General features: G+C 58.6%; 12 protein-coding genes. 8 read left to right on the top strand and 4 right to left on the bottom strand.

Annotated elements, in window-relative coordinates; genetic code table 11:
• Window positions 1-14: 14 nt before the first annotated feature.
• The 3 genes from ACR0DG_RS07275 (at window position 15) to polA (ending at window position 4,211) form a co-directional block, all read left to right on the top strand.
• The gene (locus tag ACR0DG_RS07275; RefSeq protein WP_480695764.1) at window positions 15-677 is read left to right on the top strand and encodes a YrbL family protein; all 663 of its coding nucleotides are present in this window, start codon (window positions 15-17) and stop codon (window positions 675-677) included.
• A 194-nt stretch (window positions 678-871) separates the two neighbouring features.
• On the top strand, window positions 872-1,342 hold the full coding sequence (locus ACR0DG_RS07270; protein ID WP_480695762.1) for a hypothetical protein: 471 nt from the start codon (window positions 872-874) through the stop codon (window positions 1,340-1,342).
• Between the two features lie 70 nt (window positions 1,343-1,412).
• A complete protein-coding gene (gene polA, locus ACR0DG_RS07265) occupies window positions 1,413-4,211 on the top strand; it encodes a DNA polymerase I (RefSeq protein WP_480695760.1) in 2,799 nt (932 codons plus the stop codon).
• Between the two features lie 36 nt (window positions 4,212-4,247).
• Here the strand turns inward: polA and ACR0DG_RS07260 are convergent, their stop codons facing one another.
• Both ACR0DG_RS07260 and ACR0DG_RS07255 read right to left on the bottom strand, forming a co-directional pair.
• Window positions 4,248-4,478 (bottom strand): DUF2798 domain-containing protein, encoded by a 231-nt coding sequence (locus tag ACR0DG_RS07260; RefSeq protein ID WP_480695758.1) that lies wholly within the window; start codon window positions 4,476-4,478, stop codon window positions 4,248-4,250.
• Window positions 4,479-4,540: 62 nt separating this feature from the next.
• Entirely contained in the window at window positions 4,541-5,296 is a 756-nt protein-coding gene (locus tag ACR0DG_RS07255) for a hydroxypyruvate isomerase family protein (RefSeq protein ID WP_480695756.1), read from the bottom strand.
• A 2-nt stretch (window positions 5,297-5,298) separates the two neighbouring features.
• On the opposite strand from ACR0DG_RS07255, the gene ACR0DG_RS07250 reads away from it, so the two are divergent.
• Complete coding sequence (locus ACR0DG_RS07250) at window positions 5,299-6,414, top strand: DMT family transporter (protein ID WP_480707088.1); 1,116 nt, start codon at window positions 5,299-5,301, stop codon at window positions 6,412-6,414.
• Here the strand turns inward: ACR0DG_RS07250 and ACR0DG_RS07245 are convergent.
• Window positions 6,411-6,989 (bottom strand): DUF1285 domain-containing protein, encoded by a 579-nt coding sequence (locus ACR0DG_RS07245; protein ID WP_480695753.1) that lies wholly within the window; start codon window positions 6,987-6,989, stop codon window positions 6,411-6,413. The two genes, ACR0DG_RS07250 and ACR0DG_RS07245, sit on opposite strands and share 4 nt — an antisense overlap.
• A 64-nt stretch (window positions 6,990-7,053) precedes the next feature.
• On the opposite strand from ACR0DG_RS07245, the gene ACR0DG_RS07240 reads away from it, so the two are divergent.
• From ACR0DG_RS07240 to ACR0DG_RS07225, 4 genes are read left to right on the top strand one after another with little or no spacing between them, the layout of a single operon-like run.
• Window positions 7,054-8,061 carry an AAA family ATPase gene (locus ACR0DG_RS07240; RefSeq protein WP_480695751.1) on the top strand — a complete coding sequence of 336 codons (1,008 nt, stop codon included), beginning with the start codon at window positions 7,054-7,056 and terminating at the stop codon, window positions 8,059-8,061.
• On the top strand, window positions 8,058-8,933 hold the full coding sequence (locus ACR0DG_RS07235) for a DUF58 domain-containing protein (RefSeq protein ID WP_480695749.1): 876 nt from the start codon (window positions 8,058-8,060) through the stop codon (window positions 8,931-8,933). Before ACR0DG_RS07240 ends, ACR0DG_RS07235 begins: the two co-directional genes overlap by 4 nt.
• On the top strand, window positions 8,930-11,692 hold the full coding sequence (locus ACR0DG_RS07230) for a DUF4159 domain-containing protein (RefSeq protein ID WP_480695747.1): 2,763 nt from the start codon (window positions 8,930-8,932) through the stop codon (window positions 11,690-11,692). Before ACR0DG_RS07235 ends, ACR0DG_RS07230 begins: the two co-directional genes overlap by 4 nt.
• Window positions 11,689-13,731, top strand: a complete 2,043-nt coding sequence (locus ACR0DG_RS07225) for a hypothetical protein (protein ID WP_480695745.1) — start codon at window positions 11,689-11,691, stop codon at window positions 13,729-13,731. The genes ACR0DG_RS07230 and ACR0DG_RS07225 overlap by 4 nt, the downstream gene beginning before the upstream one ends.
• Here the strand turns inward: ACR0DG_RS07225 and ACR0DG_RS07220 are convergent, their stop codons facing one another.
• Window positions 13,732-14,583 (bottom strand): 2-keto-4-pentenoate hydratase, encoded by an 852-nt coding sequence (locus tag ACR0DG_RS07220; RefSeq protein ID WP_480695743.1) that lies wholly within the window; start codon window positions 14,581-14,583, stop codon window positions 13,732-13,734.
• Window positions 14,584-14,608 lie beyond the last annotated feature (25 nt).

The raw sequence follows: 14,608 nt of genomic DNA, 5'->3' as shown, positions 1-14,608 counted from the left end.
AACAGGAAGGCCCGATGTTGTTTGCCCTTGATCAACTGCAGCTTTCTGACGGGGACCTTCTGACAAAAGGTGGCCATCGCGACGTCTATGCGTATCCTGATCAGCCCGGGTTGCTGGTCAAAGTCACCCGCCCGCGTACCCGAAAGAACAGATCTTTCGTAAAACGTCTGGTTCGGCGCCTTTTGCCCGACTCGCATTACCGAAACGCGCTCAAGGAAATTGAATGCGAAATGCAGGCGGCTTTGAAGATCGGCGATGAAATTTCGCGGTTGCCCCTGGCGCGTTGCTTCGGGGTGGCGCAAACGAATTTCGGACCTGGCGTGGTTGTGGAGAAAGTCACGTCTGCCGACGGTCAGCTTTCCGATCACCTGTCCACCTTATGCGCAAAAAATGCGTTGACTGCTGAGATGCTGGAGCAACTGAACAGCTTCGCGCAAAAGCTGTTTCAACTGCAGATCGTGGGGCGAGATATCCATGAAAAAAACATCGTCCACGGGTTGCGGGATAAAACCCCGATGTTTTTCCTGATTGACGGGTATGGCGAGCGGAACCTGGTACCTTTGCGCAGTCTCAGTCGCATGTTGAACGATCGTTCGCTGAACAAGCAAATGCATTCTATCGCTGGAAAAGTCGGGCTGCATTGGGACAAAAACAGCAGAGCCTTCCGAAACTCATAAAGTTGGTGTGCGTGTATCTTTGGGTCTACTTGGCATCCACTAAATTAAGACAGGCTGATTTCCTATTCCGCGCGGGGTCGGTTATGTCCCCCAAAGCACAGACTTAGCCTTTTTCCGCGCGTGCTTTGTCCCCGCCCAAGTCTTGCCGTGATTTTTGTGTTACTGGTTTTCAAAAGTTGTTTTGGGTGAGTTTTATGACCGACGTTGCCACCAACGACACAGCCAGCCCGGTTTTCGGCTGGATCGGGTTTTGTATCTCTGCTTTGGCATTGTTTGCCGCTTTGTTCGTGTTTTGGGCAGGGCCGTTTGCGCCCCAGCAATCAACGGGGGTAACCCTTGGTGAACTGGCGGCCGAGATCGGGAAATCGACCCTGCGCGCCGCTACCGGGGCCGAGCAGCCCGAGCCCGTAGCCCGAGCACGCGATCTGGACGATTTTCTGCAAATCGGTGTGGCGATGCTGGGCGGGTTGGCGATTGTTGTTTCGGTCATCGGCATCCTGCGCCACGAAAAACGCCGACCAGCCATTGCAGGTATGGTCATTGGCGTCGGTGCAATCCTGTTTCAGTTTTTCGCCTTTGCGTTTTTTGCCTTCCTCGGTGTGCTGGTCATCATGGCGCTGGTACACAGTTTTTCGGACGTTTTCAGCGGCCTCTTTGGGGGCTAGGACACGTTCCTGACTGGTCACTTGCGCGGCCCTGTGGCAGAACCATCTCTGACCGACAGGGAGAGCGCGCATGAGCAATTTCGGAAAAGGGTGTCACCTGCATCTGATCGACGGATCGGCCTTTATTTTCAGGGCCTATCACGCGCTGCCCCCATTGACGCGCAAATCCGACGGGTTGCCGATTGGTGCGGTCTCGGGCTTTTGCAACATGCTGCAGAAATATGTCGAAGGAAACGCCGGGCCCGACGCGCCGACCCATGTGGCGGTGATCTTTGACAAGGGCTCGCACACGTTCCGCAATGACCTTTATGACCTTTATAAAGCCAACCGCGAGGCGATGCCCGAGGATCTGCGCCCGCAGATGCCTTTGACCCGCGAGGCAACCCGCGCCTTCAACATCGCCTGCAAAGAGCTTGAGGGGTACGAGGCCGACGACATCATCGCCACGTTGGCCGTTCAGGCGCGTGAGGCCGGGGGCCGTGTGACCATCGTCAGTTCCGACAAGGACCTGATGCAGTTGGTCGGCGACGGCGTTGAGATGCTGGACGCAATGAAGAACAAGCGCATCGACCGGGATGGGGTGGTCGAGAAGTTTGGCGTGGGCCCCGAACGCGTGGTCGATGTGCAGGCGCTGGCCGGGGATTCTGTGGACAACGTTCCGGGCGCTCCGGGGATTGGGGTCAAGACGGCGGCTTTGCTGATCAATGAATACGGCGATCTGGAAACCCTGCTGGACCGCGCCGAAGAGATCAAACAGCCCAAACGCCGCCAGACCCTGATCGAAAAACGCGACCAGATTGAGCTGTCGAAAAAGCTGGTACAGCTGGACGAAAACACTCCGCTGGATTTCACGTTGGACGATCTTGAGGTGAAAGACCCCGATGCCGAAACCCTGCTGGGCTTTCTGGCGGATATGGAATTCCGCACCCTGACCAAACGCATTGCGGACAAGCTGGGGGCCGAGGCGCCGATGATTGCCGACGCGCCCGCGCCGGTCGCCGAGGTGGAAGAGGCCGAGGCGCTGCCCTTTGATGCCTCGAAATACGAATGCGTGCGGGATGCAGGTGCGCTGCAAAAATGGATCGATCAGGCGTACGAGCGGGGCTGGGTTGCAGTAGATACCGAAACCACCGGCCTGAATGAGATGATCGCTGATCTGGTTGGTATCTCGCTGTGCATTGAGGCCGGTGAAGCCTGTTACATCCCGCTGACCCACCGCGATGGTGCGGCGGATGATCTGTTTGGCTCAGACGCGCTGGCCGAGGGGCAGATGCCGCTGGATGAGGCTCTGACCCTGCTGAAACCGCTGCTTGAGGACCCGTCGATCCTGAAAATCGGGCAGAATATGAAATACGACGCCAAGATTTTCGCGCGTTATGGCGTGAGTGTTGCGCCGATCGATGACACGATGCTGATGTCCTACGCGATGCATGGCGGTGAGCATGGGCATGGCATGGATACCCTGTCGGAACGCTACCTGAGCCATACGCCCATTCCGATAAAACCCCTGCTGGGCTCGGGTAAGTCGGCGATCACCTTTGACAAGGTGCCGATTGATGAGGCCACCGCTTATGCGGCCGAAGATGCAGATATAACCCTACGCCTGTGGAAGCTGTTCAAACCGCAACTGCATCAGGTTCAGGTAACGACTGTTTATGAAACGCTGGAACGGCCTTTGGTGCCGGTTCTCAAAGAAATGGAAATGCACGGCATCAAGGTCGACCGTGATGTCCTGAGCCGTATGTCCAACGCATTCGCGCAGAAAATGGCTGGATTAGAGGCTGAAATTCACGAATTGGCTGGTGAGAATTTCAACGTCGGCTCGCCCGCGCAGCTGGGTGAGATTCTGTTCGACAAGATGGGGCTTGAGGGTGGCAAGAAGGGCAAGACCGGGAAGTATTCGACCGGGGCCGACATTCTGGAAGACCTCGCCACAGAACACGAACTGCCCCGCCGGGTGCTGGACTGGCGTCAGCTGTCCAAACTGAAATCGACCTATACGGACGCGCTTCAGACCCATATCAACCCGGACACGGGGCGGGTGCATACGTCTTATTCGATCACCGGGGCGAATACGGGGCGTCTGGCCTCGACCGATCCGAACCTGCAGAACATTCCGGTGCGCACCGAAGAAGGTCGCCGCATTCGTGAGGCGTTTATTGCCGAGCCGGGCAATGTGATGGTCAGCCTCGACTATAGCCAGATCGAGCTGCGGATTCTGGCCCATATCGCCGACATTCCGGCGCTGAAACAGGCGTTCACAGATGGATTGGACATCCACGCGATGACCGCGTCCGAAATGTTCGATGTCCCGCTGGATGAAATGACGCCAGATATCCGTCGTCAGGCCAAGGCGATCAACTTTGGTGTGATCTACGGCATCTCGGGTTTCGGTCTGGCGCGTAACCTGCGTATTCCGCGGGCTGAGGCGCAAGGTTTCATTGACCGCTATTTCGAACGTTTCCCGGGGATCAGAGCCTATATGGACGACACGGTCGCCTTCGCGAAGGAGAATGGATACGTGCAGACCCTGTTCGGACGCAAAATCCACACGCCCGAAATCAATGCCAAGGGGCCGCATGCCGGTTTCTCACGCCGCGCGGCGATTAATGCGCCGATTCAAGGCACGGCAGCGGACGTCATCCGACGTGCCATGGTGAGAATGCCGAAGGCGATCAACGGGCTTCCCGCAAAGATGCTGTTGCAGGTCCATGACGAATTGCTGTTCGAAGTGGCCGAGGATGCAGTTGATCAGGTCGTCGGCGTGGCGCGGCAAGTCATGGAAGGCGCGTGTGATCCTGCCGTGAAACTGGATGTGAAGCTGAGTGTTGATGCGGGTCAGGGTGCGAACTGGGCCGAGGCTCATTAAGGGTCGCACGAACCCTCGGGTCTATTTCGCGGCGAGTCAGTCCTGAGATTTCACCAACGAGTCCACCAGCCGGTGAACCGTTGGACCCAGGATAAAGATCACTGTAAACGCGATGGGCCAGCAAAATCCCCAAGACGCCATCCAGTCATTAAAGGTAGTTGGGCCCAGCCCCAAAGCCTTGACCGTGGCAATGCCAGTGACAATGCAAGACATCAGCCCCGACATGATCAGGCAAAACACAATGCGGGAAAAGCGAGCAGGGATCATCACACACTTCCTTGAGGCCGTTACGATGGTATCTGCGCGATTTTTCACGAAAAGACCAGATATCAGAGGTGTATCCATCCCAAACTGTTGAAAGTTTGCGTCGTCGAAGGCGTGTATTCGGCACTAACCCACCCGCCATAGCCTTTTTCGTCGAACGCGGAAAACAGGGCTGCGAAATCTGTCGGACCGCGTCCGGGCTCGGATCGGTCCGGGGCTGCTCCGATCTGCGCGTGCGAAACTAGAGGGTGAAAGCGATTCCAGACGTCCAGCGCGTCTCCGTGGATCATGTGTGCGTGAAAGCTGTCATATTGCAAACCGACATTCGGGCGATCTACCCGACCCAGAACCTCAGCGGCCAGATCGTAGTCGTTCAGGAAGTAGTCGGGCTGGGAAACGGGATTAAGGGGTTCGATCGTGAAACTTTGCCGAGGCGCAAAGTCAGCAGCCCACTGCAGGTTCTGGACAAAAGCATCCAGTGCATCCGGCCCGGACGCATATCCCGACATAATATGGATAAGCCCGGGTTTCAGCAGGTCGGCATAGCGCATGACACGCCGTATGTCGGATTGAAACCGATCCTTGCCGCCCGGAACAGCCGCGTATCCGGGCGTGCCGCCGGTGTAGTTTGGCGGCGGCGCATTAATCAAAACAAGCTCAAGACCGTTTGCCAAAAGCGCCCGGCGGGTTTCCTTGGCAGCCAGGTCATACGGAAACAGAATCTCGACCGCTTGGAATCCGGCTTCGGCTGCGGCTTGAAACCGGTCGAGGTAAGGTAGCTCGGCAAAGAGCAGCGATATGTTGGCAGCAAATTTCGGCATTGGTGTTCCCAGACATCTTGTTGCCGGACCTTAGCTGTAGCGAATGCGCGGTAAAAGAGACTGAAAACGACAGATTGTCGAAAACCGACCAGATCGCCCGGCGCGAATCAGGAACCTTTGCCGAAACGCTGCAGACTATTTCCGATCAGCGTCCAAACAGTAGGTCTGACAACATGGCTTGTGGCCCTGAACCCGTGCGCGGGGATAGCCTTTCTGTATCGCTTGGGCGACGTTCCGCCCTATCCGGCAACGGCCTTGCGGTTGCTTCTATGCTGACATGGGCTGCGGGATTTCCGGCGGCAGAAGTGTTGCTGCAAACCTGGCCGCCTGTGGCTCTTTTGGCCGCAAGGTTAGGCCTGGCCGTTCTTTTTATGGTCCCGCTGTGGTTTTGGCTCGACGGTCCAAGCCGGGTGCTTCGGGCCCGTTGGGGGCATGCGATGCTGGTCGGTGGCTTTGGTATTGGGGGCGGAATGTTCCTGATCATCGTCGCGCAGAAGCTGACGGATCCCGTAACGGTCGCCATCATTGCCTCATGTGCCCCGTTGACGGCCACTATATTGGAACTGGCGGCGGGAACGCGGCGTTTGCGCTGGAATTTTGCCTTGGGCGTGATTGTGTCGATCATCGGGGGCCTGATTGCCACCAGTGCGTTGATGCCAGCCCAGCTTGGGCTGGGCGCGATTTGTGCAGTTGTCTCTACAGGCCTGTTTTGCTGGGCAAGCATGGCAACTGCGCGAGACTTTCCAGAGCTTAGTCAGACCGGACGCACCACGATTACCTTTGTCGGTGGTCTGATAATGGCTGCGCTGTTGCTGTTTGGGGCGGCCCAGTTTGGAATGGATGTTTTGCCGACCGCGCAGTTTGATGTGCGCCAAGCCGGGATGCTTGTGATGTATTCGCTCATCGCGATGGGGTTGAGCCAGGTGCTTTTCATCGCGTCCATAAGCCGGATTGGCGTCGCCTTGTCCGCGTTTCACATCAACATTGCGCCGTTTTACGTGATGTTGATCATGTTGGTCATGGGCGAAGACTGGAACTGGACCCGCGCTTTTGGTGCCGCGATCGTGGCTGTAGCCGTGATTTTGGCACAGGATCGGCGGGGCACCCGCCCCACCTAATCAGGCAAATCCTGGGACCGGATCAGTGGAAAGAACTGGCCCGAGGACCAAATGCCGAACCACTCATCATCATGCTCTGCTATGTCGACCAGCCGATAAAAGCTCTTGCGGTCGATCCGGGCCTCAAGGTTTGCGCGCACCAATATATAAGGTGACGGCTCCTCCGTTTCCGGGTCAATGACAATCCGGATAGGATGATCCGGCCCAGCGGTGGCTGTGTCCCCCACAAGCGTCGAGAAAGTTAGTTTTTGGGCCTGCCCAGATCCTTCAACGTCGAAATCCACGGCTACGAACGGCGCATCTTCGACGGTGATTCCCACCTTTTCGACCGGGGTCACGAGGTAATATTTGCCCCCTTCTTTCTTAAGAATTGAGGAAAATAGCTTCACAAGCTCGAACCGGTTGATGGGCGACCCTAAATAACTCCAGGTGCCATCTTTGGCGATCCGGATGTCCAGATCGCCACAAAACGGAGGATTCCACAGGTGAACCGGGGGTAAGCCCCGTGTTTTCGCGGCTTGAACTGATGCCGCAATGCCATCAGGAGAGGGTGTCACAGGTTTTTGTCCGCTCATTACTTTTGCCATTTCCTTTTCGCGCGATACACTTCAACCATATTAGTCCACGGAAGGGAAAGTCATGACCGAACCTGCCGACCTCGTGTCCGAGATCGAAGCGCTGGAAACCAAACTGCAAGAGGCCAAGTCCTCGATCACCCGCCGCTTTATCGGACAGGAGAGGGTCGTGGACCTGACGCTGACCGCGCTGTTGTGTGGCGGGCATGCTTTGCTGATCGGTCTGCCCGGTCTGGGCAAAACGCGACTGGTCGAGACATTGTCGACCGTAATGGGTCTGCACGGCAATCGCATCCAGTTCACACCAGACCTGATGCCCGCCGATATTCTGGGGTCCGAGGTTCTGGATACCGCCGAAGATGGCAGTCGCCACTTCCGGTTCATTTCCGGTCCGATCTTTTGCCAGCTGCTGATGGCGGATGAGATCAACCGCGCCAGCCCCCGGACGCAGTCGGCGCTGCTGCAGGCGATGCAAGAACGCACTGTGACGGTGGCGGGCGAGGATCGCTCGCTTGGCACACCGTTTCACGTGTTGGCGACGCAAAACCCGATTGAGCAAGAGGGCACCTATCCGCTGCCCGAGGCGCAGTTGGACCGCTTCCTTGTGCAGATCGACGTGGAATACCCCGATCGCCAGACCGAGCGTGACATTCTGCTGGCGACCACGGGCGTCGAAGAGGACGATGCGCATGAGATTTTCACCAAAGAAGAATTGCTAGCCGCGCAGGTACTGTTGCGGCGCATGCCGGTGGGCGACTCGGTCGTTGAACTGATCCTTGATCTGGTCCGCGCTTTCCGCCCGGATGAGGCAGGCGTGTCTGAACGTGTAGCCGAAACCGTCGCTTGGGGCCCCGGCCCACGTGCGGCACAGGCGCTGATGATGACCGTGCGTGCGCGCGCAATGCTGCAGGGGCGTCTGGCCCCCAATGCCGAGGATGTTCTGGACATGGCGCGGCCTGTCCTCAGCCACCGGATGGCGCTGAACTTTGCGGCACGGGCGCGTGGTGACAATCTTGCTGATCTGATTGAGTCCACCGCAGCCGGGCTGATCCGCACCGAGGCTGCGGCGTGAATGCTGCGCTGACCCTTCGTGAAAGATCCGAGGCCGAAGCGTCCCGGTTGCCGCCGCTTTTGGCGCGCGCCGAGCATTTGGCCGGTACGGTATTGCTGGGGGATCACGGGCGCAGGCGGTCAGGATTGGGTGACGATTTCTGGCAATATCGCCCAGCGCAGATCGGTGACAGCCGCCGGATGATCGACCATCGCCGTTCGGCGCGTGGCGATCAGCAATTTGTGCGGGAACGCGAATGGCAGATTGCACAATCGGTCATGCTGTGGATCGATCAGGGTGCGTCGATGCGGTTTGCATCTGACAAGGGCCTGCCGACCAAGGCTGACCGGGCGCGGTTGTTGGGCCTGTCCACGGCCATCCTGCTGGTGCGCGGTGGTGAGCGGGTGGGCCTGACCGGCACCACCTTACCGCCAAGACGTGGCAATGCTCAGATTGTTCGTCTCGCGCAAGCGTGGTCCGAGGACTCAGAGACAGACTATGCCCCACCTGAACATCGGGCCATGATCCCGCACGCCCGGGCCGTGTTTATCTCGGATTTCCTTGGTCCAATGGACGAAGTTGAGCTGGCGCTGACCAAGGCCGCTGACCGCGGCGTGCGTGGCGTTCTGTTACAGGTGCTTGATCCAACAGAAGAAAGCTTCCCCTACCGCGGGCGCACTATTTTCGAGAGCGTCGGCGGCACGACACGCCATGAAACGCTCAAAGCCGGAGAGTTGCGAGACCGCTATCTAGAACGTCTTGCGGCACGCAAGGATGCGCTGACGCAACTGTGCCGTGCAACAGGCTGGCAGCTTGGCCTGCACCATACGGGTGACAGCGCACAAGCGGCCCTGTTGTGGCTTTATCGTGCGCTGGATCGGGGGTCGGTATGACGGTTCTTGCGGGCATCGGATTCACCGCGCCCTGGATTTTGATGGGCCTTCTGACGCTGCCAATTCTGTGGTTGATCCTGCGCGCTGTGCCGCCCGCGCCGATCCGGCGGCTGTTCCCGGCGGTAACGCTGCTGTTGGGGCTGAAGGATGAGGAAAGTGTTTCGGACCGCACCCCTTGGTGGCTGCTGCTGCTGCGGATGTTGGCCGCTGCGGCAATCATTATTGGATTGGCCGGGCCGGTTCTGAACCCATCTCGCGACCAAGCCGGGTCGGGGCCATTGATGCTGGTTCTGGATGCTAGCTGGGCGGGCGCGACACGGTGGTCGTCGACCCTTGATCAGATTGACGCACAATTGACCGAGGCAGGTCGCGCGGGTCGCACCGTTGCGATTCTCAGCCTCACTGAACCGGAAGTTCCGGTTTTTCAAACCGCCGAAGATTGGCGCGGCCGGTTGCCCGGATTGACACCCTCCCCATGGCAGCCGTCTGACGCACAGATTGACCAGGTTTTGTCGCTGCTCGACCAGGTGGACAGCGGATTTGATACGCATTGGTTTAGCGACCGTCTGGCGTTTGATCGCCAAGATGCTGTTCTGTCTGCGCTACAGGGCCGGGGCGATGTGACTGTCTATCAATCTCAGGCACCTGTTGTTGCCATTCAGCCCGCAGCCTATCAGGACGGTGTCATTCAGCTTACCGCGCAGCGAGCCGAGGCAGGCCCAGCCGAGACGATCACCATTCTGGCGCAGGGCCGAGACCCGGCAGGCGCGATGCGTGTGTTGCAATCGGCCGAGATGGGGTTTGCCAGTGGCGAGACGCGCGCGCAAGTCGAGTTGGCTCTGCCATCCGAATTGCGGGCACGGATCACCCGGTTTGAGATTCAGGGACAACGGTCCGCCGGGGCTGTAACCTTGACGGATGACAGCCTGCGCCGTCGCGAGGTCTCGTTGATTGCGGGGACGCTGAACCGGGAGGGTTTGGAATTGCTGTCCCCCCTGCATTACCTAACGCAGGTTCTGATCCCGACGGCCGATTTTGTCGAAGGTGGCTTGCTGGATGTTCTTCCTGCGAACCCGGATGTCATTGTGCTGGCCGATGTGGCCAAACTGTCTGATGGCGAACAAGAGGCCGTTATCGAATGGGTCGAGCAAGGCGGCCTGTTGTTGCGCTTTGCCGGGCCGCGAATGGCGGCCAGCGATTTGGGCCGCGATGCCGAAGACGAACTGTTGCCCGTTCGGTTGCGGAGTGGCGGACGCTCAGTCGGTGGCGCGATGAGTTGGGGGGAAGCAAAGGGTTTGGCACCCTTCACCGAAAATTCTCCATTTTTCGGGTTGAAAGTACCTGAGGATGTCTCGGTCACGACGCAGGTGATGGCACAACCGGACCCCAACCTTGCGGACCGGGTGATTGCATCCCTTTCGGACGGAACGCCATTGGTGACGCGCAAGGCGCTGGGATTAGGGCAGGTGGTGCTGTTCCATGTGACGGCTGATGCAGAATGGTCCAGTTTGCCGCTGTCCGGTCTGTTCGTCGAAATGTTGGATAGGCTGGCTGTCGCGTCGGCTGCCAAGTCCCGGCAGGAGTCTCAATTGCAAGGCACGACTTGGGAGCCCATTCAGGTGATGGACGGGTTCGGCAGCCTTTCTGATGCCAGCAATCTGCCCGGCGTGGACGGGGTGGCATTGGTGTCAGGTGATATCGGGCCCGAGCTGCAACCGGGACTTTACGAAAGTGGCAAGCAGAAACTGGCGCTGAATATTCTGTCGGAAGAGTCTGAGCTGACGCCGGTCTCGTGGCCTGCCGATGTGCCAATCAAAGGGCAGGAGGTCAGCACTGAAACTCCGATCGGGGGGATTTTGCTGAGTCTGGCTTTGCTGCTGTTGACCATCGACGTACTCGCATCGCTGGCGTTGTCAGGGCGGCTTGGTTTGGCGCGTGCAGCAGCGATGGCGCTGGGCGCGATGCTGATTGCCCCTGAGTTACAGGCGCAGACGCCTGAAGATACCGAATTTGCCCTGAACGCGACGCAGGAACTTGTTCTGGCGCATGTTCTGACCGGCAATGCACAGGTGGATGACATTGCGGGTGCCGGAATGCGTGGGCTTGCGCAGACGCTGTTCTATCGCACTTCGGTCGAGCCGGCGGAACCTTTCGGGGTGGATCTTGAACGTGATGAACTGGCGTTCTTCCCATTACTCTACTGGCCGGTTACGCCGGATCAGCCGCAGCCCTCGGCCGAGGCATATTCCAAGCTGAACGCCTATCTGCGATCAGGTGGGATGATCCTTTTCGATACCCGCGATGCGGATGTCGCCCGCTTTGGCGCGGCAAGTCCCAATGGGCGTAAATTGCAGCAACTGGCGGCACCGCTGAATATCCCGTCGTTAGAGCCTGTTCCGCGCGATCACGTGTTAACGCGCGCCTTTTACCTGCTGCAGGATTTTCCGGGCCGTTATGCGGGCACAGATGTCTGGGTCGAAGCTGCACCATTGGATGCAGAGCAAATCGAAGGGATGCCGTTCCGCAACCTCAATGACAACGTGACGCCGGTGGTCATCGGTGGAAACGACTGGGCCGGGGCGTGGGCTGTTGATCGCAATGGTCAAGCGTTGTTGCCGGTCGGCCGCGGCTATGCCGGGGAACGTCAGCGCGAGCTGGCAAACCGATTTGGTGTCAATCTGGTGATGCATGTGCTGACCGGGAATTACAAATCTGATCAGGTCCATGTGCCTGCACTATTGGACAGGTTGGGACAATGACCGGAACCGTTATCTTTGATCCGCTGATCCCGTGGCAGGTGCTGGTGATTGTCGCCTTGGTTGCGATGGCAGGTGTGGTCTTGGCGCTTTGGCGCGGGTTGTCCGGCTGGGCTTTGCGTGGCCTTGCAGCGCTTGTGGTAATTGCAGCGCTGTCCGGCCCTGTCTATCAGGTCGAGGACCGCGCGCCGCTGACAGATATCGTTTTGATGATCGAGGATGAAAGCGCCAGCCAGACGCTATCAGACCGGGCGGATCAGACCGCCCGCGCGGCCGAGGATCTGGCCGCCGAGATTGAATCCCGCGACAACACCGAACTTCGACGCATTAAGGTTGGCGATGGCGACGGCGATCAGGGAACGCAAATCATGGCAGCGCTGAACGAAGCGCTGGCCGAAGAACCCCGCGCGCGCATTGCCGGGGTTCTGGTTCTGTCAGACGGGATCGTACACGACGCTGATCAGGCACCCGACCTGCCTGCGCCGATGCACCTGTTGCAGACAGGTCGTGCATCCGATTGGGACCGCAGGCTTATTGTGCGCAACGCACCGGCATTTGCCATCATTGGTGAACCCGTCACGCTGACACTGAGGGTCGAAGACAGTGGCGCTGCCCCCGCGGGGGCCGTGACCGCGCCGCTTGAAATTTCAGTCGACGGTGCCGAACCGGATGAATACACAATCCCGATCGGCGTGGACGTTGAGCTTCCGATCACTCTGCCCCACGGCGGCAGGAACGTGCTGCAATTCACCGTCCCTCAGGCCGAAGGTGAATTGACTGACCGGAACAACACGGCGCTGATCCAGATGAACGGGGTGCGTGACCGGCTGCGTGTTCTGCTGGTGTCCGGAGAGCCCCATCCCGGTGGCCGGACTTGGCGCAACCTACTGAAATCGGATAGCTCGGTTGATCTGGTGCATTTCACCATTCTGCGCCCGCCCGAGAAACAGGATGGTGTCCCGGTCGACGAGCTGTCGCTGATCGCGTTCCCAACGCGCGAGCTGTTTCTCGAGAAGATCAACGATTTCGACCTGATCATTTTCGACCGCTACAAGCGACGGGGCATCCTGCCCGCGATCTATCTGGACAACGTCAACAACTACATCAACGACGGCGGGGCAGTTCTTGTTGCCGCGGGTCCTGATTTTGCGACAGCCGACAGTATCTCACGCTCTCCATTGGGACCGATTTTGCCGGCGCAACCGACCGCGCGGGTCATCGAAGAACGTTTTGTCCCTTCGGTTACAGATTTGGGTCAGCGCCATCCTGTGACGACCAATCTGGGCAACCCCGAGCAATGGGGCGCATGGTTGCGCCAGATTGATGTCAACCAACGCTCGGGCGAACTGTTGATGACCGGTGTCGACGATCGTCCACTGTTGGTTCTGGATCGCGTGGGTGAGGGCCGTGTTGCAATGCTGGCCTCGGATCACGCGTGGCTATGGAGCCGCGGCTTTGAAGGGGGCGGACCGCAGCTTGAGTTGCTGCGCCGGCTTGCCCATTGGATGATGAAGGAGCCGGAACTGGAAGAAGAGGCGCTTTGGGCCGAAGCGAACGGTCAATCCATGCGTATCATTCGGCAGACGCTTGAGGATGAAGTTGGACCGGTCACCGTAACCCGACCCAATGGCGAAACACTTGAGATACCTCTGGAAGAGGTGACCCCGGGGCGTTTTGAGGCGCAGTATTATGGACCAGAGATCGGGCTCTACCGACTGCAAGAGGGTGAATATTCCGCGGTTATCGGCCTTGGTCCGGCCGCACCAAAAGAGTTTGAGCGCACGATCAGCACATCCGAGGTGCTTGATCCGATCCTGGCGACCCTACGCGGTGGTGCGATCCGGATAGAAGACGGCTTACCTTCAATCCGCAACGTGCGTGAAGGACGACCAGCTTCGGGACGTGGTTGGATCGGCTTGACCCCGCGCAACGCCTATGAAACGCGGGACGTCACGCAGGCAGGGCTGCTGCCACCGTGGCTGGTCCTGTTGTTGGCTGGCGGATTTCTGGTGGGCGGCTGGTTGCGCGAAGGGCGGCGCTGATTATTCAAACACAACGCTGACCGAAGGATCGCCCGGCAAACCCTGATAGGTGGCGGACGCCTGCCCTTTTGCCTTGGCTGGTGGGAAAAGTGGCCCGAAAGAACCGACTGAGATCAGGTCGCCGGGCTGAAACTCGATCCCGGTTGATGCCAGCCACAGGGCTGCGTTTGCGGGATGTCCAAGCACAGCAGTTCCCGGTGCCTGGGCCAGAACTTCGCCAGTTGCATCCTGCAGGGTAACGGTCATATCTGCCAGCGCTTTCGTCATTTCCACCGCATCTTTGACCTCGATTCCAGGGCCTAACACGCCAAGTTTTGGCGCGACGCCAATGGCGGTCAGGGTCACAGGTGTAATCGGTTCTTCGTTTGACAGGGTAAGATCAGGTAATTCGATGAAGGGGTGGATGGCTGCGATGTTCTGCATAACCTCTAGTGGGGTGGTCGCCTGATTGATGGACTTGTCTGCGACGACTTGGATCAAATCGGCCTCGAACACCGGGCGAGCTCCCCAAGTCGTTGGTACAGTTGCGCCGTCTTTCAACATCATGTCCCGAAACAAAACACCTTGTACTGGTTCGGTCGCGCCGAACCGCTCTTGCGCCGGTGTGCTGGTTAAGCCGGCCTTATAGCCGATGACCGGGCCCAAATGCGGCTCTAACGCGATGACAAGCTTGGCTTGTGAACATAGCACGTCTTGCATGGTGCCGTTGGCTGACAGGGCGACGGTCGGGGTATTGGTCAGGTAATCTTGTAAAAACTGATCAATTTGCGGGTCTGTTGCGCAAGCAGCACTGGCGACTTGCGCACCAAAAATCAGAAAAAGGGCGGACGACAGACAGGTTTTTCGGGTCATGGGTGGCCTCCGATCCGAGGCGAAG

This window comes from Ruegeria sp. BG8, assembly GCF_056538325.1.
This window is presented reverse-complemented; position numbering and strand designations above follow the sequence as displayed.